This window comes from Microcystis sp. MC19, from assembly GCF_003019735.1.
In the GTDB taxonomy this organism is placed as follows: domain Bacteria; phylum Cyanobacteriota; class Cyanobacteriia; order Cyanobacteriales; family Microcystaceae; genus Microcystis.
Window position 1 is genome coordinate 3,653,211 of record NZ_CP020664.1, and the last position, 17,565, is coordinate 3,670,775.

Here is a 17,565-nt window from a genome sequence, read left to right on the forward strand (position 1 = left end):
CGAAAGTCTTCCCCTTTGCCGCTTTTTTCTGGACAGGTACGATCGATCTGTTCAACGAAACAGGGTAAAATCGGGCGATAATTTAAGAAAGTAGATTCATCGGCTTTTTAGCCGTCAGGAGTCAGTATTTAGGAGTCAGGAGATTATTTTTATTTATTCTCCCCACTTCCTTCTCCCCACTTCCCTCTCCCCCCACTCCCCAATTGAGCATCTCATTTATGCAAGTGAGTAATTATACTTATCCCTAAAACTGTTTTCTAGCAAGGCTTTCAAAATAGCTTGACATAAAAACCTGATTTAGGGGTTACAAAGGTGAGATGCTCCCCTCCCCAATTCATAATTCATAATTCATAATTCCCATGTCCGAATCTCGTCGCTTACAGTTTACCCCCGATCTGGAAATTTGCCGTATTTTGAACGGAATGTGGCAGGTTTCAGGCGCCCATGGTTCGATCGCACCCCAAAAAGCGATCTCTAGTATGTTCTCCTATCTAGATGCCGGTTTCACCACTTGGGATCTGGCCGATCATTACGGTCCGGCCGAAGATTTTATCGGTGAATTTCGTCGTCAATTAGTCGCCCAAAGGGGCATTGATGCCTTAAATAATCTGCAAGCTTTCACTAAATGGGTTCCCCGTCCGGGTAAAATGACTAAGGAAATAGTCGAAAAAAATATCGCTATTTCCCTACGTCGCATGGATGTGGATAGTCTCGATTTATTGCAGTTTCACTGGTGGGATTATTGCGATAAAAATTATCTAGATGCCTTATATTTTTTAGGAGAATTACAACAGGAAGGCAAAATTAAACACCTGGCCTTGACTAATTTTGACACGGAACATTTAAAAATTATTCTCAGCGCTGGGATTAAAATAGTCTCCAATCAAGTCCAGTTTTCCCTGATTGATCGCCGTCCCCTCGTTAAAATGGCGCAATTTTGCCAAGAACATAACATCTATCTACTCGCCTATGGTACTCTAGCAGGAGGCTTATTAGGGGCAAAATATCTCGGTCATCCTGAACCCAATGCCATGAGTCTCAATACCGCTAGTTTACGGAAATATAAAAACATGATCGATGCTTGGGGAAACTGGCAATTATTCCAAGAATTATTAACCGTTCTTAAAGCGATCGCTGATTCCTATCACGTCACCATTCCTAATGTGGCAGTGCGTTATGTTCTCGAACAAAAAGCAGTAGCCGGGGCAATTATCGGGGCGCGTTTGGGCGTTGCCGAACATATCGCAGAAAATGCCCGTATTTTCGATTTTCAATTATCCCCCCAAGACTATCAAAAAATTGATCATGTCTTGCAAAAATCCCGGGATTTATTGCAGCTAATCGGTGATTGCGGTGATGAGTACCGTCGTTAACTGAAAAGGTGAATAGTTCTATCCCTATTCAATCCCTATCTAGAGGAAAAGTTGTCGGCTCTACCGAAACTGTCATGTAAAACTATCAACAACTCATGCTTGTAAAGCTTGTATACTAAGACTTTAAGTTTTTGTTAGATTGATATTTATCAACTTTAGAGCATTGCTGGGCAGAGAGGGAGCTTGAGGAATTTTATACAGTGTAAGTTCGGAAGAACCAAGTTGTCTATAAGTAGGTAGGTGTTAAAAATTCTCAGCTTTCCCCCCTTATTAAGGGGGGACTAAGGGGGGATCGGCACCCTCCTTGTTAAGGACTGATAACTGATAACTGATAACTGATAACTGATAACTGATAACTGATAACTGATAACTGATAAGTGAAAAGAGGCTAATGATGAGATTTGAACAACCAATACCCGATGATCCCGCTAATCAATGGCGCTATCAATTAGATCAATTTGTGCAAGAAAATCAAAGAGAATTAGCCGGTTTAATGTGGGGGTTACTCTCGGAATGGGGAGAAGATGCTCAAGAAATCTTGGGCATTGATCTTAAACCTCAGCCCCATTTTGTCTGTTGTTCTAGGGAGGCTCTAGAGAAATTAAATCGCAAGGTTAATTGTAAAATTCAAGAGATGCTTGGGATTATCTATCGCTATAATCCCAGCGAAGAAGTGGCTATAGTCGCTATCGGTGATGGTCAGGTAAAATTGATTTATTTTCAACCCGATCTTTCCCCTCCTGAATGTTTTGATCGCCTCGAAGTCAATCTTGATACCCTTATTCAACAGTTAGAGGCCAAAATGCTGGCGGAAATCCAATCTTTCCCAATTTGATGCCGATTGCCAGCGCAAAAAGTTGGCAGGTTGTCCCACCGATAAACCCGCTAATCCGATCGCTTTTCTGGGGGATTCTGTCCCTAGAAGAATCGCCGTTTCTAAATCACATATTCCCCAGTTGACTAAATTGGCTACTCCTTGTAATAAGGGTAACGTTGTTCCCGCTAAAGTACCGTCAAAAAGTCTTGCTGTTCCCTGTTTAACTTCAATTTCTCTCTCGTCCCAAGGATAGACACCATCCCCTAAACCGATCGGCGCTAAAGCATCACTAACTAAGAAAATTCCTTGATCATAATTACTGGCTTTTAGTAATAATTCTATCATGGTTGGATGGATGTGTTGACCATCGGCAATTAACCCACAATACACCTCACAATTGATAATTGCTTCCCCTAATAACCCTGGTTGACGATGGTGTAAAGGAGGCATGGCGTTAAAGGCATGAGTAACCATTTTTGCCCCCTGTAAAAAGGCTTTTTTGGCTATTTCTTGATTCGCTTGCGAATGTCCTAAGCTGATGGTAATCCCTCGATCGCTTAGGTATTTAATCACCGTACCGCTACTATCTAATTCCGGGGCTAGGGTGATAATTTTTACGATCGATAAGTAGTCCCCAAAGAGTTTATCTACTGTTTCTATACTTGGGTTTAAAAGATATTGTCCCGGATGCGCCCCCCTTTTTTCATAGTTTAAAAATGGTCCCTCTAAATGTACTCCCAAAACCTGGGCGCTCGATCGATTTTCCTGTTGCTGTTTTTCGATATATTTGGCAATTACTGAGAGGGATTTTTGAAATTTCTCCACGGAGGTGGTGACTAGGGTGGGAAGATAACCATCAATGCCTTGATTCCCCAGATAATCGCTAATCTTATCTAATTTTTCTAGATCTGTTATTTCTAAGTCGGGAAATGCTAATCCTAACCCTCCGTTGATCTGTAAATCTACTCCTCCCAACGATAGCCAATCCCCTTCCATATCGATGATCTTTTCCCCTCTTGTCTTTCCCCCCATCTCCGTGATCCTCTCAATCTTTCCAGCAGCATTTATCTCTATTTGTTGTCGCTCCTGATGGGCGGGAATTCTAGCGTTAATTAGGGTTATCATAGCAGCAGAAATCTAATTTTTTTTTATTATAATCTCAAAAAAAAACTTTTTTTTTCATGATGCTTGACAAGGGGGCATTTTTTTGATATGCTTTTTTATATAATGGGAATCTTTGCGTTTAGATAAAAGTGCCTACATCCGATTATATAAAAACTGATCATAAAAAAATAATACCATAACCTGACCGCTCCCTGCCCAGAGATTGCCAAAATACTTTACAAAACAATTACAGCCTTTCTCTGGCGGTTCTTAGGGGGGAGTGACTGTCAGAAGGAAAGGCTTGTCCTATAATAAAATCAAGACCTTATAAAAACTACCTTTTTAGGGATAAAAGAGTAGCAATGTCAGTATTGTCGGCGATGAGGGAGGGGTGTGTGTTTTTTAGAAAAATAGGGGAACAGACTCAAGAACCGCGTCGTATTATTATCGGAGATGTCCATGGCAGTTTTCAGGCACTTTTGCGACTATTAAACCGAGTTGCCCCCGATAGTGAGGATGAGGTTTATTTTCTGGGGGATTTAATAGATCGAGGAGAGCAGAGCTTGGAAGTGGTGGATTTTGTCATCAAAAATAACTACCAATGTCTCCTAGGAAATCATGAATATATGCTCTTAAAAGCTCTGGCAGGAAAAGAAGTTTCTGAAAGATGGTTAAACGGTTGGATCGAGAGTGGCGGGGCGGCGACACTACTAAGTTATAATAACAATATACCCGCCGAGCATATCAATTGGTTCCAATCCCTACCCGCTTATTTAGACCTAGGAGATATTTGGTTAGTTCATGCGGGAGTACACCCAGAATATCCCCTTGAACAGCAAACAAACGAGGAGTTTTGTTGGATTAGAAACGAGTTTCATACCATGACCCAACCCTATTTCAAGGATAAACTAATTATCACAGGTCATACTTTAACCTTTACCTTTCCAGGTGTCAAACCAGGGCAACTAGCTTGCGGCAGCGGTTGGCTAGACATTGAAACTGGGGTTTATCATCCGCAAAGTGGTTGGTTAACTGCTTTAGATTGGACAAATCAATTAGTTTATCAAGTGCAGGCTCAAAATAAAAATTGTCGCACGATCCCTTTAAAAAAAGCAGTGGTTAATCTAGATATTGACAAGATTTCTCGTTACTCCTCCAGGGAAAGCTCATCTAAATCGCTGAATCTTTAATGTTGATCGGCAAAGAGAAGCAATAAAATCGTAAGGATCGGTTAAAATAGCTGATAATCTGATTAATACCCTTTTCTAATGACCCTTGAACTCTTATACCAGGCCTTCATCGAAACAATTCAACATCCTGACCCTGAGATAAATCTAGCTCGGGCAGCTCTACAAATAGCCAATTTTGAATATCCGCGCCTCAAGATTGATCACTATTTAAATAGGATAAACTTAATGGCTGAGGAGGTAAAAAAACGCTTACCCGATAGATTATATCCTTTAAAAATAGTCAAGGTTATCAATCAATATTTGTTTGAAGATTTACAATTTACCGGTAATACCCAAGAATACTATGACCCCCGCAATAGCTACTTAAATGACGTAATCGATCGCCGCACGGGTATTCCGCTCACTCTCTCGATTATCTATTTAGAGATTGCCAAACAGATCGATTTTCCCATGGTAGGAATTGGTATGCCGGGGCATTTTATTATCCGTCCCGATTTCGAGGAGGTAGAAATCTTTGTCGATCCCTTTCACGGTGGTGAAATCTTATTTAAACAGGACTGTCAAGAAAGATTAAGTCAAGTGTATCAACAGCCAGTTAAATTAGAAGAACATTTTCTCAATATTGCCACCAATCAGCAAATTTTATTACGTTTGCTGACTAATTTAAAATATATTTACCTGAATCGTCAACAATGGTCTCAGACAATTCGGACACTAGATCTGCTACTTTTGCTCATTCCTAATCATCCCCTAGAGCTACGCGATCGAGGTTTAGTTTACTATCAAATTGGACAACTCAGCCAAGCGCAACAGGATTTAGGCTTCTATCTCGCTCTCCTACCCAACGCCCAAGATGCGGAATCCATTCGACAATTATTGCAAAAAATTAACTCTTAAGTCATCCGTCGTCAGGAGATTATTTTTATTTGTTCTCCCCACATCCCAATTCATAATTCATAATTCCCCCACACCCCACCAACAAACTTTTTCAGCAAACCCTAACTAAAATGACTATTAGCCCTTCCCTAACCACAAAAAAACTCAAAATCGGTCAACTACGAAAAGTCCATCATATCGCTTTCAACGTCAAAGATATGGAGGCTTCTCGTCATTTTTATGGGGAAATATTAGGCTTAGAGGAATTAGTGGGGGAAAAAATTCCCACCACCTTAAAAGAATTAGTTGCCCAGGGAAAAGTGGCCAATTTTATCACCCCCGATGGTACAGTAATTGACCTATTTTGGGAACCAGATTTAAACCCTCCCGACGACAATCCTGAAATCGCTTTTACCCGTGCCAACCATTTAGCCTTCGATATTGCCACCGAAGGCTTCGATTTTGCCCTAGAAGTGCTACAAAGTCAGGGAATTATTATTGCTAGTGGACCCGTGACCCGGCCCACTGGCAGGGGGGTTTACTTCTATGATCCCGATGGCTTTATCGTCGAAATTCGCTGTGATCCTGCATCTTAACGACTCAGAGGACGAAAATTGCCACGAAAAACCAGAAAAGTTAGGGTAATCGCTAATATAATCGCCGTTACCGCAATTAGAGGCAGAGAAATCTGTTTAACAGCGATCGCCAAGAAAGCCCAGATAAACACCCCGATAAAAGCCCGATCTTTTCGGTTTAAACCGACTAAAATCGCGATTATTGCCCCGATAACCAGAATTATTACCGTCCAGATTTGGTCAGTTAGACCCCATCGCTGCCAGTCGATCCAATCTAGCAGCGAAGCGACGTTAACAATCGTGGCCACGGTAATCCAAGCGAAATAGATACTAATAGGAGCATTAACTAATAAACCCTGTTTACGATTGACAATAAAGCGATTAATTTCTAAGCGGAGATAAAGCCGGATGAGAGGAATTAAAATGCCTAGCATTGCCAGTAAAGACAGGGTAAAAAAACGCAATTGAAAGAGAATTACCCAGAGAATCTGACAAGCACTAGCGATGGCTAATTCGTAGCCTAACCGACGCAAACGCGGTTCAGTTTTATTGAAAGCCAAAGCTTGGTAAATTCCCAGACTAATTAAACCCAGATAAATTAATCCCCAGATCGCAAAAGCATAATTAGCGGGAACAATTAAGACATCTTGAAAAACTGTATTCGAGATAGCCCCGATATTTTCGCCCTTGAGAGGGAAAATATTAGCGAAAATATTGGTAATAAAAGCCCCTAGAATAGCAAATAAATTTAGTTCTTGTCGGAGACGATCTCGATCAAAATTCATAGGTCAATCAAAGACAGAAAACATCATTTCACCCTGGGCGGCCAATTGCCCATCGACTCTTGCTTCCCCTTGCATTTTAGCAATTTTATTCATCTTGAAGGATAATAATTCCACCGTCATGATCAATTGATCCCCCGGCACCACGGGACGACGAAAACGGGTTTTATCAATGCCTGCGAAGGCAAAAAATTTCCCTTTCATCCCGGGTAATTGGGTTAAAATCACTCCCCCCACTTGGGCCATAGATTCAACAATTAACACCCCCGGCATCAAGGGACGACTGGGAATATGACCGGGAAAAAAAGGCTCGTTGATCGTGACATTTTTGAGGCCAACGGCTTTTTTACCTGGTACATAGTCAATAATCCGATCGACTAGGGCAAAGGGATAACGATGGGGCAGTAGTTGGCGAATTTCCTCGACGGTGAAGGTAGTTTTTATGACTGGTTCCAACTCGGTTAAGGCTTCGGTAACGATGGTCATGCAAGTCAAAAATTACAAGTGAGATCAGACATTATCTCACAATCAGTTATCAGTTATCAGTTATCAGTTATCAGTGATCACTGATCAGATGAACGTAGGTTGGGTTGAAGCATGAAACCCAACGCCAGCATAGTTTACGCTACCGCTAACCCATCCTACAAATAATTGTGCCTCCCTACTTAGCTTAACCAATTAGGTTTTAGATTCGATCCTTGTTATCAGTTATCAGTTCACTGTTCACTGTTGACTGGAAATGGCTGACAGCCTTTTTAATTGGGCATTTCAGTTAGACGAGCATTTTGATAATAATGGCTGAGAATGCGGTCATAGGTCACCCCTTGGTCGGCGAGGGAAAAAGCGCCCCATTGACTTAAACCGATCCCATGACCGAAACCGCGACCATTAATGGCAAAAGTACCGTTATTAGCTGAAATCGTGAATAGGGTACTACGCAGCTCGAGGAATCGCCGTAATTGGGTATCAGAGATTAATTTAGAGCCTTGATCGCCCACTACACGCATTCTAATCACCCGTCCGTGGGGAGTGATCCTTTCGGGAGATAGCGATCGCACGCGACCGACACCACCGATTAAACGGCCTAATTCCCCGGCGCTAAAGTTTTTTGACCATTGGAATACTGGGGCGACTTGATCGTAATCGACGACACCGCGCAGGTAGGGTAAGGGGGAATTCCAAACATCCTCGACATTTTCCGTATGACCCCCGGAGGAGGAGTGAAACACCGCTAAAATCGGTTTGCCGTTGAAGCTCATAATTTGTCCGGCGGTGGCATTAACTGCCTCGTGGGTGCTAGTAAACTCGCTTTCTAGACCCTTATAAACTTGGGTGCGGGTGGTAGTATCTAGATCGTAGATGCGATTACCAGAAGTATTCATTTGGTAGAGAGCATAGGTGCGCGCCGCCACAGATTGGGCTTTTAAGGCCTCTTGCGGCCAGGAGGGAATCGCCTCCGCACCGACGACACTATAGAGATATTCCTCTAAATCGACTAAATTTAGGGCTGTCACCCCAGAACCTTGCCGAATGATCCTTGTGCGTCCTCGATACCAGCGATCATTAATCCAGACGTAACCATCATTCTCCGGTTCGATGATCAATTGACTGGCCTGCCAATCGGCCAAACCCACCGCTTTTCCTCTGGGATTAGCATTGAGGGCATTCATGGCGGTCAATTCTCCTAAGACTCTGCCGGCCCCATCTTTCACCACAGCATCGGTGGAACTGCCCACGGAGACGGCACTAACACCTTTACTGATGGCAATGCGTAATTCGACAGCAGCTTGGACTGGAGCGATAATCAAAGCCCAAAAAACTAGGACGAGCCAACTATGAGCAGGCAGGCGCTGCAGGTAACTACCCAGCAGCCTTGCTGTGTGTTTATTGGTCATGGGGGTCGGACTCCTCACACAATCGATCGATAATCAATTTTACCCGGACTGGGATTTTTTGGCTACTCTGGTTCGGAAAAATTTTTCCCCTGTCACTTTTTCCCGATTGTCTGACAATTTTTCTCTCCTAGGGACTCTGAATGGGCAAATTGCCCTATTTTGTCCGATTAATCGGGATTTATTCGAGTCATAAAAATCACCAAAAATAAGACCTCTTGTAAAAATCAAAAATTGTTGTTAGGGTTAGGAGTCAGGAGTCAGGAGTCAGTAGTCAGGAGAATTAAGAATGAATAATAATCAATTAAACGGTCTATAGCGTTTCTGATTCACAAGAGGTACATTCCCGATCCTGAACAGCTTAATCAGCAAAGGTTTGAGTGTGCCGCACAGATGCGAGAACCGCTATATGGCTCTTCTGGTTTCTGTGTGGAAATGAGGTCTATACTGATGGGTTTTTCCATAAAATAGTCCTAAAAGTGTTGCCTAGTAAGCATTTCACGATTCCATAAGCAAAAATTATCACACAAAGTCGAGAAGAGCCGCTATATTTACAGATTTTATGTAATTTAATCCTTGTTTTTGCCTTTTTTGAACCCTCAAAAATTAATTATGCAAGAGGTTTATACTTAATTGACTTAAGACAACTAAATAATTGTTTAATCGGTAATTCTTGAGGAAATCTAAAATCATAACCCAACCGGCAAAAAGGGTGAGAGAATAAAAACATAGTTCAGAGAGTAGAGGCTGTCAAGACAAGCTTTCCCGTCGTAAAATCCATAATTACTGCCCGTTGAAGGCTGATAACTAACTTTCAAAAAAGTGGCATTCAATTTAGTAGAAAAAATCGCAACAATCTGTCAATCTACTGAAAAAAGAGAGAAACCTTATGTTTTGTGAACAATGCGAACAAACCGCTAGTGGTAATGGTTGTCATCAGTGGGGGGCCTGTGGAAAAAGTCCCGAAGTCAACGCCGTTCAAGACTTATTAGTTTATTGTCTGCGGGGATTAGCATCGGTGGTTTTAAAAGCCAAAGAAGCGGCGATATCTACTCGCGAAGCTGATATTTTTACCTGTGAGGCCCTTTTCGCCACCATGACCAATGTTAACTTTGATCAACGGCGTTTTACTGATTATATTCAGCGTTGTTTAGAGATGCGGGAAAATTTAAAAGCACAATTGAGATCGCTGGACTGGTCTGCACTTGCTAACTATCAGCCTAATTTTAATGAGAGTCTAGTCAGCCAAGGTCAAGAAGTATCCTTAGAACTAATTGAAAAATTGCAAGACCTCGATATTTTTTCCCTAAAGTTAACCGCTATCTACGGAGTTAAAGGTCTGGCTTCCTATACTTTTCACGCTCAGGAATTAGGTCAAGAGGATGACTCAGTTTATCAGGTTATCCAAGAGACTTTAGCGGCAATTGATCGGGGGGATTTAAACCTGAATGATTGGGTGGCAATCTGTCTAAAAGTCGGGGCGGCAAACCTGCGGGCCATGGAATTATTAGATCAAGGTCATACGGAAACCTACGGTCATCCCATACCGACAAATGTTCCCTTAAATCCGCGTTTAGGTAAAGCCATTTTAGTCTCCGGCCATGATATTAAACAATTAGCGGCTTTACTGGCACAAACTGCCAATACTGGGATAACAGTCTATACCCACGGAGAATTATTACCCGCCCACGGTTATCCAAAACTCAAAGAAAAATATCCCCATCTCTACGGTCATTATGGCACCGCCTGGCAAAATCAAACTAAAGAATTTGCTAAGTTTCCGGGGGCAATAGTTTTAACTACTAATTGTCTCATGCCCCCCCACGAAAACTATGAAAGTAAACTCTTTACCCTCGGACCTGTGGGTTATGCCCATATTAACCGCTTAGAAACAGTTGACGGTGCGATCGATTTTAGTCCCGTGATTGCTAAAGCGCAGTCATTGCCCGGATTTACTGAAACAAGCGAACCTCGGCAGGTAATGGTGGGATTTGCCCACAATACCGTTCTCAGTGTCGCTGATACGGTGGTTGATGCCCTTAAACAGGGTAAAATCCGTCACTTCTTCCTAGTTGGGGGCTGCGATGGGGCAAAACCCGATCGCAATTACTACACCGAATTCGTGGAACAAGTCCCCGAAGATTGCATCGTTTTAACCCTTGCCTGTGGAAAATTCCGCTTTTTCGACAAACAATTAGGTAGCATCGAAGGATTACCCCGGCTAATGGACCTGGGACAATGTAACGATGCCTATAGTGCCATCAAAATCGCCCTAGGATTAGCCAACGCTTTTAACGTCAGCGTCAATGAGATTCCCCTCTCCCTAATTATCTCTTGGTACGAACAAAAAGCGATCGCTGTACTGCTCACCCTGCTACATCTAGGGATGCAAAATATCCGTCTGGGACCAACTTTACCGGCATTTATCTCCCCCAACGTCCTCAAATTCCTCGCCGATACCTATCACCTGCAGCCGATTACTACCCCCGCAAAAGACTTAGCCGATTGTCTAGGTTAAAACTTTCTGTAAAAATCCTACCCTTGGCCACAAACCGTGGCCTATGGAAGGAGAGGGATATTATCCTCAAGGAGAAGAATTTTTATGTCCGTAATCACTTTAAGTATTGATGGTAAAGATGTAGCGATCGAAGCGGGTTCGCGAGTTCTGGCGGCAGCTAGTCAGGTAGGAATAAAAATTCCCGCTCTCTGTCATCTCGATGGGGTTTCCGAAGTGGCCGCCTGTCGCTTATGTTTAGTAGAAATTGAAGGTATTAATAAATTATTACCCGCCTGTGTAACGGAGGTGGCGGAAGGAATGGTGGTTCATACCGACACCCCAAAACTGAAAGAATATCGCCGCATGACAGTGGAATTATTATTCGCTGAAGGCAATCACGTTTGTGCGGTTTGTGTGGCTAATGGTAACTGTGAATTACAAGATTTAGCCATCGAAGTGGGTATGGACCATAGTCGTTTTCCCTACCGTTTTCCCAAGCGAGAAGTGGATATTTCCCATCCTCTTTTTGGTATCGATCACAATCGTTGTGTTCTCTGTACCCGTTGTGTGCGAGTCTGTGATGAAATTGAAGGGGCGCACGTTTGGGATCTGGCTTATCGCGGCGAAAAAGATAAAATTATTGCGGGAATGGATCAGCCTTGGGGCAGCGTTTCTGCCTGTACTTCCTGCGGCAAATGTGTTGCCGCTTGTCCAACCGGGGCGATATTCCGCAAGGGTTCCGCCGTTTCTGAAAAAGAGGAAGATCGATCGAAGTTGGAATTTTTAGTTAACGCCAGGACTCAACACCAATGGACGCGTTAGCGAAAAATGGTAGATTCTCAAAACGCTCGTTGGGGACATCTAGGTATTTATGCCAAGTATCTGCGGGCGGAAATGGCTCTGTATGACGAGATTATGGGGATGAATGAAGATATTCGCTTGATTTCCGATTACTGCGGTATTTCTGCTCGGGAAACTCAACGAGCAAAGGACTACGCTTTCGGTAGCGGTGTCAGTCAGTATGAATTTTGGCCTAGTATTGATATGGCAAAGGCGTGGTTGAGGATGGCGCGAGGACAGGGAACGGCGATTGATCGTGTCTTTTTAGAACACGAAATCTTAGAATCGGATTTAGTGATCAATCAGGGTATGAATCAGCCTTCTGCTCACGAAATCGCTCAAGCTCAATATGGTTGGTCTGTCCTACTGCGTCAAGGGAATCAATAATGTTATGAATGATACAAATCTCGAACAGATCTTTCTGCAAGCCTTGGATCGCTGTCTATCCCTGCTGGATTATCAATCTCAACCAACCAATTTAGCTTGGTCCGCGATCGAACTTTTCGCCGAAGTTGGGCGATTTCCCCAGATGCTTCGCCAATTCTGTGATCAATACCGAGAGCGTGTGGCGGCGGCAGATCGGGCGATCAAAGATTACGCCAGTAGTGTGGATAATTGGACAGTCAAGGGGACTATTTTCGGGGCGCAGGATCAATGTAATATCTTGCATTTTTTTCTCAATGTCCACACGAAAAATTTTAAGTTTTTTAGAGGTGAAAATTGGACACCACAGCTGATCTGTGAATTTTTGCAAGAATGGAAGGGGATCGATCTTTTTTCTTTAATTGCAGATAATCAGGAACTTGTCGAGACAGGCAAAAACCCGCCCCTCGGTAAACAGCCGCTTTTCTATTAGCTAGTAATCACTATTGCCAAAACCTAACAAACAAGGAATTAAAATTATGTCTAAAATTCGCTTCGCTACTGTCTGGTTAGCTGGTTGTTCGGGATGCCATATGTCCTTCCTCGATTTGGATGAATGGCTGTTAGAATTAGCCGAAAAAGTTGACGTGGTTTATAGTCCTGTCGGCTGCGATCTGAAAACCTATCCGGAAAATGTCGATGTCTGTTTAGTGGAAGGAGCGATCGCTAATCAGGATAATTTAGAACTAATTCATCTAGTCCGTCAAAATACCAAAACCGTCGTTTCTTTTGGTGATTGCGCCGTGACTGCTAACGTTCCCGCTATGCGAAATATGTTAGGAACTGCCGATCCCGTGCTAAAAAGAGCTTATTTAGAGTTAGGAGATAACACACCTCAACTACCAGAAGAACCCGGTATCGTTCCCGAATTATTAGATCAAGTGCTGCCCGTCCATCAAGTCATTCCCATCGATATTTTTATGCCGGGTTGTCCCCCCGATGCGGACAGAATTCGCGAGACATTGATTCCGATTTTAAAAGGGGAATTACCGGTGATGGCAGGACGAGAAATGATTAAATTTGGTTAATTGAATCAGTTATCAGTTATCAGTTATCAGTTATCAGTTATCAGTTATCAGTTATCAGTTATCAGTTATCAGTTATCAGTTATCAGTTATCAGTTATCAGTTATCAGTTATCAGTTATCAGTTATCAGTTATCAGTTATCAGTTATCAGTTATCAGTTATCAGTTATCAGTTATCAGTTATCAGTTATCAGTTATCAGTTATCAGTTATCAGTTATCAGTTATCAGTTATCAGTTATCAGTTATCAGTTATCAGTTATCAGTTATCAGTTATAAGATTTGAGTTTTAAGATTTGAGTTTTAAGTTTTGAGTTTTAAGTTTTGAATGAGCAGTATGTATTAGGTGAGCCTGATCAAATGCCAGTTTGCTGCTGTCTTTTCGCTGATTACTGTTTACTGATTATACTAAATCTGCTGAGTATAGGCTACAGATCAGGAGAGGCACTCCTGCAAGCGGAGTGACTCCTAAATTATTACAGATGAGTCAGCGGCTGCGTGTAAGCATCCCACCGAAAAACTAATGCGCGGGGGGTTTGGGGGGTAGAACCCCCCAAAGGCTTGGATTGAGTGATAAAATCGAAAGTAATACTAAATCCGTTGAGTATGGGCCACATATCAAGAGAGGCACTCCTGCAAAACGGAGAATAAATAATCAGTTTTTAATAACTGGATTTAGTATTACTGATCACTGAACATCTAAATCAAGTTAAAATATCCGCTCCTAACATCCGTTGATATTTGGCTTCTAAAGCTTGTTTCAAATTGGGCAAAGTGATTAAATGGGGATCATCTAACATAATTTTTTCGGCGGCATCTCTTGCCAAAACTAACACCTCTTGATCCTCGACTAAACTAGCGAGGGCAAAATCTGGTAAACCCGATTGTCGTTGTCCTAAAACTTCCCCCGGACCGCGAAATCGCATATCCATTTCCGAGATAAAAAAGCCGTCTTGGGATTGTTCCAAAACCGTCAATCTTTGACGAGAATTAGCACTATTAGTGCCACTTAAAAGTAAACAATAGGATTGATGGGAACCTCTGCCTACGCGCCCCCGTAATTGATGTAATTGTGAAAGGCCAAAACGTTCGGCATTTTCAATTAACATCACCGTGGCATTGGGAACATCCACCCCCACTTCGATAACCGTAGTTGAGACAATAATTTGCAGAATATTATCGCGAAAAGCTGTTAAGATTTCCTCTTTTTCGGCGGAACTCATGCGACCATGGAGTAAACCGATATTAAAATTGGGAAAAATCTTTTCTGATAAATTTTGATATTCTTCCACTGCAGCCCTCACATCTAATTTTTCCGATTCTTCAATCAAGGGAAAAATCACATAAGCTTGTCTGCCTTGGGCAATTTCTCGGCGAATTAAATCATAGGCAGCCCTTCTTTGATTCCCATTTAAAGCGGTGGTTTGAATCGGTTGTCTGCCGGGGGGTAATTCGTCAATTTGACTCACATCTAAATCCCCATGTAGGGTTAAAGCTAAAGTACGGGGAATCGGTGTTGCTGTCATGGTTAAAACGTGGGGAGACTCTCCTTTGCTTAATAATCTTGCCCTTTGTTGTACCCCAAAGCGATGCTGTTCATCAATAACAACTAAACCTAATTTGCGGAAATTAACTGCATCTTGAATTAGGGCATGAGTTCCCACTAAAAGTGGTAATTCTCCTGTCTCTAATTGGGCGTGAATTTCTCGCCGTTTAGCGGTTTTTGTGGAACCAGTTAATAATTCTACGGGTAAATGTAAGAGATTAAACCAGCTAACTAACTTACGATAATGTTGTTCCGCTAAAACTTCCGTGGGAGCCATTAATGCCGCTTGATAACCGGATTGTAGGGCCGCTAAAATAGCATAAACTCCGACAATTGTTTTGCCAGAACCCACATCCCCCTGCACCAGACGATTCATCGGGGTGCTAGAATCTAAGTCCTCTAAAATTTCCTCAATAACTCGTTTTTGAGCATTGGTTAATTGAAAGGGAATTATCTGATTAAATTGATCGATTAATTGACCCCTAGCACTAAAAACGGCACTTTTCTGTGTCTGACGATACTGTTGCCGCCGCCGCAGAAAACCCAATTGTAAAAAGAAGAATTCATCAAAGACTAATCGCCGTCGCGCTTGACTGAGGCTCTCGGAATTATTGGGAAAATGAATGTTAGTAATTGCTGTTTTTAAATCGATTAATCCGTATTGTTTTCTTAGACCGAAAGGTAGGGGGTCTTTTATCGCCTCTACTGCCCCAAAAGCGGCGACTACAGCCTTCCTAATTAGGTCGGCTGGTACTCCATCGGTGAGGGGATAAACCGGCAGAATACGCCCGATTTTTAAGGACTCAATACTTGCCCCAGAACTGTCCAATAATTCAAATTCAGGATTTTCTAAAGTTAACCCATATTTTCCCGCTTTGACTAAACCACTAACCGCCACCACCGAACCGACGGGATAGAGTTTTTTTTGTCCTTCCTGCCAAGCACGATTAGTATAGCGAGTTCCCGCATAAAAACGGTTTAATTTTATCTGTCCAGTGCGATCCTGTAAGAGCAATTCAAAGATAGCTAACTTGGTATTTTTGGGGCTAGTAAAACAATTAGAGCGCTTGACATTCCCCACTAAAGTTACCGTTTCCCCCTCGGTTAAATTAGCGATATTGACTTGACGACTGTAATCCACATGATCCCGGGGATAATAATATAATAAATCTTCAACTTTGTGGAGGTTTAATCTTTCTAAAAGACTGGCTTTTCTCTCTCCCACTTCCGCTAGATATTTCAAGGGTTGTTCGAGGGTAACTTGCCGTGGAGAATTAGCCTTTGCCGTGATGGGAGTGGTATTAATAATTTTTGCCGCAGCTGGTTCTTTTGGGGTAGGGGTTGCTTCTAAAGTTTGCCGTAATTGTTGCAAAAAATTGCGAGTTTCGACGACTAATTGTTGTCTTTGTTTGGGATTAAATTGGGAATATTGGGCAAATTTTTGGGCTAATTCTCGCCAGCGATTTCTCTCACTGGTGGCAATTCCCACGGGAGGATTATCCCCGAAACTAAGACACAAAAACTCGCTAAAACGGTATTGATTTCCCTGAAGATCTGGATAACCTTTTTCCGCTTCCACAGATAAGGCTTTTTGTAATCTCACCCAGTCGGGTATTTCCCCTTTCATAATTGCCTCTTGACTCCAAATTTCCTAGTATTATGTTTCCCTAATACCTCTGTTTAATTATAACTGATTAATCATACCAACTACTGCGCCACGCCGCTTCCGCTTGAGCGATAGTATATTCTTTGCGAATACGATGATATTGTTCTCCTAGACGATTTAATTGTTCCCAAAGGGAGCGAATTTGATTTCTTTCGACACTTAAGCGAGCATCAGCAAATTCCAGTTCAGCCATTCGTAGATGAATTGCCGTTACTTTAGTAACTTTGCCGCTTGAAAAATCCTGATCATCCCCATCATTTTCATCTTCATCTTTTTCCTCCTCTGGTTCAGGGTTTTTAGCTTCCACTAGAATGTTTAACATATTATTTCCTCCCCCTAGAGACTGTCTTTCTTCTCCCGCTTCAATTGCCATATCGATAATTTGACTGGGTAGATGAGGGGGAAGAATATAAGCTTTTTGTAGTTGCTGATTAATTTGTTTAGAGAGATGATTGAGAATCTCGATACAGTTTTTTTCCAGCACTCGACAACAATGGAGTAAAATATCGGGGTTATTAATCTCTCCAGTTGCGGCTAGATTTTCCGGTTTGTTTAGAAAAAGTTTCAAGAAATCTGGGGTGTTAACTGTCTCTGCTGGACTTTTTGGCAATCCTACCCCTGAAAATGCCCCTCGATCGAAGCTCCGCTCACCCAATTGCTGTAAACTGGCTTTAGCCTCTTGTCCTAGAGTTTTGATCTCCTCTTGCAGTTTCTGACGATTGCTGTGGGAGAGAGCCAGAAATTCCCCCCCATAGTAACGGGTACAGATATAATACACTGCCCCGATCTCCTGTTTATAGAGAGATTCACCGAGTAAATCAAGATAAATTCGGTATTTTTCTCGCATTTTTTCGGCTAAATTTGCCACTTCCGTTTCTATGTTCTTTAAATCTTGTTGTAGCTTGTTCAGTCTTCCAGTCATAGAGATTTTACCGAGGGAGAAGTTAGCGATCGGCGAACT

17 protein-coding genes are annotated in these 17,565 nt (G+C 42.3%); 11 read left to right on the forward strand and 6 right to left on the reverse strand.

The window, feature by feature from the left end:
- Positions 1-359: 359 nt before the first annotated feature.
- Both B5D77_RS18580 and B5D77_RS18585 read left to right on the forward strand, forming a co-directional pair.
- The gene (locus tag B5D77_RS18580; RefSeq protein WP_008203731.1) at positions 360-1,373 is read left to right on the forward strand and encodes an aldo/keto reductase; all 1,014 of its coding nucleotides are present in this window, start codon (positions 360-362) and stop codon (positions 1,371-1,373) included.
- 394 nt (positions 1,374-1,767) lie between these two features.
- Positions 1,768-2,208 (forward strand): hypothetical protein, encoded by a 441-nt coding sequence (locus tag B5D77_RS18585; RefSeq protein ID WP_039900266.1) that lies wholly within the window; start codon positions 1,768-1,770, stop codon positions 2,206-2,208.
- Here B5D77_RS18585 and nagA read toward each other — a convergent pair.
- Positions 2,164-3,315 carry an N-acetylglucosamine-6-phosphate deacetylase gene (gene nagA / locus B5D77_RS18590; RefSeq protein ID WP_008203734.1) on the reverse strand — a complete coding sequence of 384 codons (1,152 nt, stop codon included), beginning with the start codon at positions 3,313-3,315 and terminating at the stop codon, positions 2,164-2,166. The two genes, B5D77_RS18585 and nagA, sit on opposite strands and share 45 nt — an antisense overlap.
- A 374-nt stretch (positions 3,316-3,689) precedes the next feature.
- Between nagA and B5D77_RS18595 the strand changes: the two genes are divergently transcribed.
- The 3 genes from B5D77_RS18595 to B5D77_RS18605 all read left to right on the forward strand — a co-directional run bounded on the left by B5D77_RS18595 (position 3,690) and on the right by B5D77_RS18605 (position 5,956).
- A complete protein-coding gene (locus B5D77_RS18595) occupies positions 3,690-4,484 on the forward strand; it encodes a metallophosphoesterase family protein (protein WP_106910026.1) in 795 nt (264 codons plus the stop codon).
- Between the two features lie 78 nt (positions 4,485-4,562).
- Positions 4,563-5,381, forward strand: coding sequence for a SirB1 family protein (locus tag B5D77_RS18600; RefSeq protein WP_008203739.1), 819 nt, complete (start codon positions 4,563-4,565; stop codon positions 5,379-5,381).
- 110 nt (positions 5,382-5,491) lie between these two features.
- A complete protein-coding gene (locus tag B5D77_RS18605) occupies positions 5,492-5,956 on the forward strand; it encodes a VOC family protein (protein ID WP_106909408.1) in 465 nt (154 codons plus the stop codon).
- On the opposite strand, the gene B5D77_RS18610 is transcribed toward B5D77_RS18605, so the two are convergent.
- From B5D77_RS18610 to B5D77_RS18620, 3 genes are all read right to left on the reverse strand, one after another.
- The gene (locus B5D77_RS18610) at positions 5,953-6,720 is read right to left on the reverse strand and encodes a tryptophan-rich sensory protein (protein ID WP_008203744.1); all 768 of its coding nucleotides are present in this window, start codon (positions 6,718-6,720) and stop codon (positions 5,953-5,955) included. The two genes, B5D77_RS18605 and B5D77_RS18610, sit on opposite strands and share 4 nt — an antisense overlap.
- Positions 6,721-6,723: 3 nt before the next feature.
- The gene (fabZ, locus tag B5D77_RS18615) at positions 6,724-7,203 is read right to left on the reverse strand and encodes a 3-hydroxyacyl-ACP dehydratase FabZ (protein ID WP_002734156.1); all 480 of its coding nucleotides are present in this window, start codon (positions 7,201-7,203) and stop codon (positions 6,724-6,726) included.
- A 269-nt stretch (positions 7,204-7,472) separates the two neighbouring features.
- Positions 7,473-8,612 carry a SpoIID/LytB domain-containing protein gene (locus B5D77_RS18620; RefSeq protein ID WP_002780197.1) on the reverse strand — a complete coding sequence of 380 codons (1,140 nt, stop codon included), beginning with the start codon at positions 8,610-8,612 and terminating at the stop codon, positions 7,473-7,475.
- A gap of 886 nt (positions 8,613-9,498) precedes the next feature.
- Here B5D77_RS18620 and hcp point away from each other — a divergent pair.
- The 6 genes from hcp (at position 9,499) to B5D77_RS18655 (ending at position 13,685) form a co-directional block, all read left to right on the forward strand.
- Positions 9,499-11,127, forward strand: coding sequence for a hydroxylamine reductase (gene hcp / locus B5D77_RS18630; protein ID WP_008203751.1), 1,629 nt, complete (start codon positions 9,499-9,501; stop codon positions 11,125-11,127).
- Positions 11,128-11,211: 84 nt separating this feature from the next.
- Positions 11,212-11,928, forward strand: a complete 717-nt coding sequence (gene hoxU / locus B5D77_RS18635) for a bidirectional hydrogenase complex protein HoxU (protein ID WP_002760545.1) — start codon at positions 11,212-11,214, stop codon at positions 11,926-11,928.
- A gap of 6 nt (positions 11,929-11,934) precedes the next feature.
- Positions 11,935-12,333: a hypothetical protein gene (locus B5D77_RS18640; protein WP_106909409.1), complete on the forward strand. Its 399-nt coding sequence runs from the start codon at positions 11,935-11,937 to the stop codon at positions 12,331-12,333.
- 4 nt (positions 12,334-12,337) lie between these two features.
- Positions 12,338-12,802, forward strand: a complete 465-nt coding sequence (locus tag B5D77_RS18645) for a hypothetical protein (RefSeq protein ID WP_232306211.1) — start codon at positions 12,338-12,340, stop codon at positions 12,800-12,802.
- 46 nt (positions 12,803-12,848) lie between these two features.
- Entirely contained in the window at positions 12,849-13,397 is a 549-nt protein-coding gene (locus B5D77_RS18650; RefSeq protein ID WP_002740992.1) for an oxidoreductase, read from the forward strand.
- Positions 13,398-13,685 (forward strand): hypothetical protein, encoded by a 288-nt coding sequence (locus B5D77_RS18655; RefSeq protein WP_216824527.1) that lies wholly within the window; start codon positions 13,398-13,400, stop codon positions 13,683-13,685.
- 411 nt (positions 13,686-14,096) lie between these two features.
- Here the strand turns inward: B5D77_RS18655 and recG are convergent, their stop codons facing one another.
- The gene (recG, locus tag B5D77_RS18660; RefSeq protein ID WP_008203765.1) at positions 14,097-16,565 is read right to left on the reverse strand and encodes an ATP-dependent DNA helicase RecG; all 2,469 of its coding nucleotides are present in this window, start codon (positions 16,563-16,565) and stop codon (positions 14,097-14,099) included.
- A gap of 67 nt (positions 16,566-16,632) precedes the next feature.
- Positions 16,633-17,526: a hypothetical protein gene (locus B5D77_RS18665; protein ID WP_008203766.1), complete on the reverse strand. Its 894-nt coding sequence runs from the start codon at positions 17,524-17,526 to the stop codon at positions 16,633-16,635.
- Between the last annotated feature and the right edge of the window lie 39 nt (positions 17,527-17,565).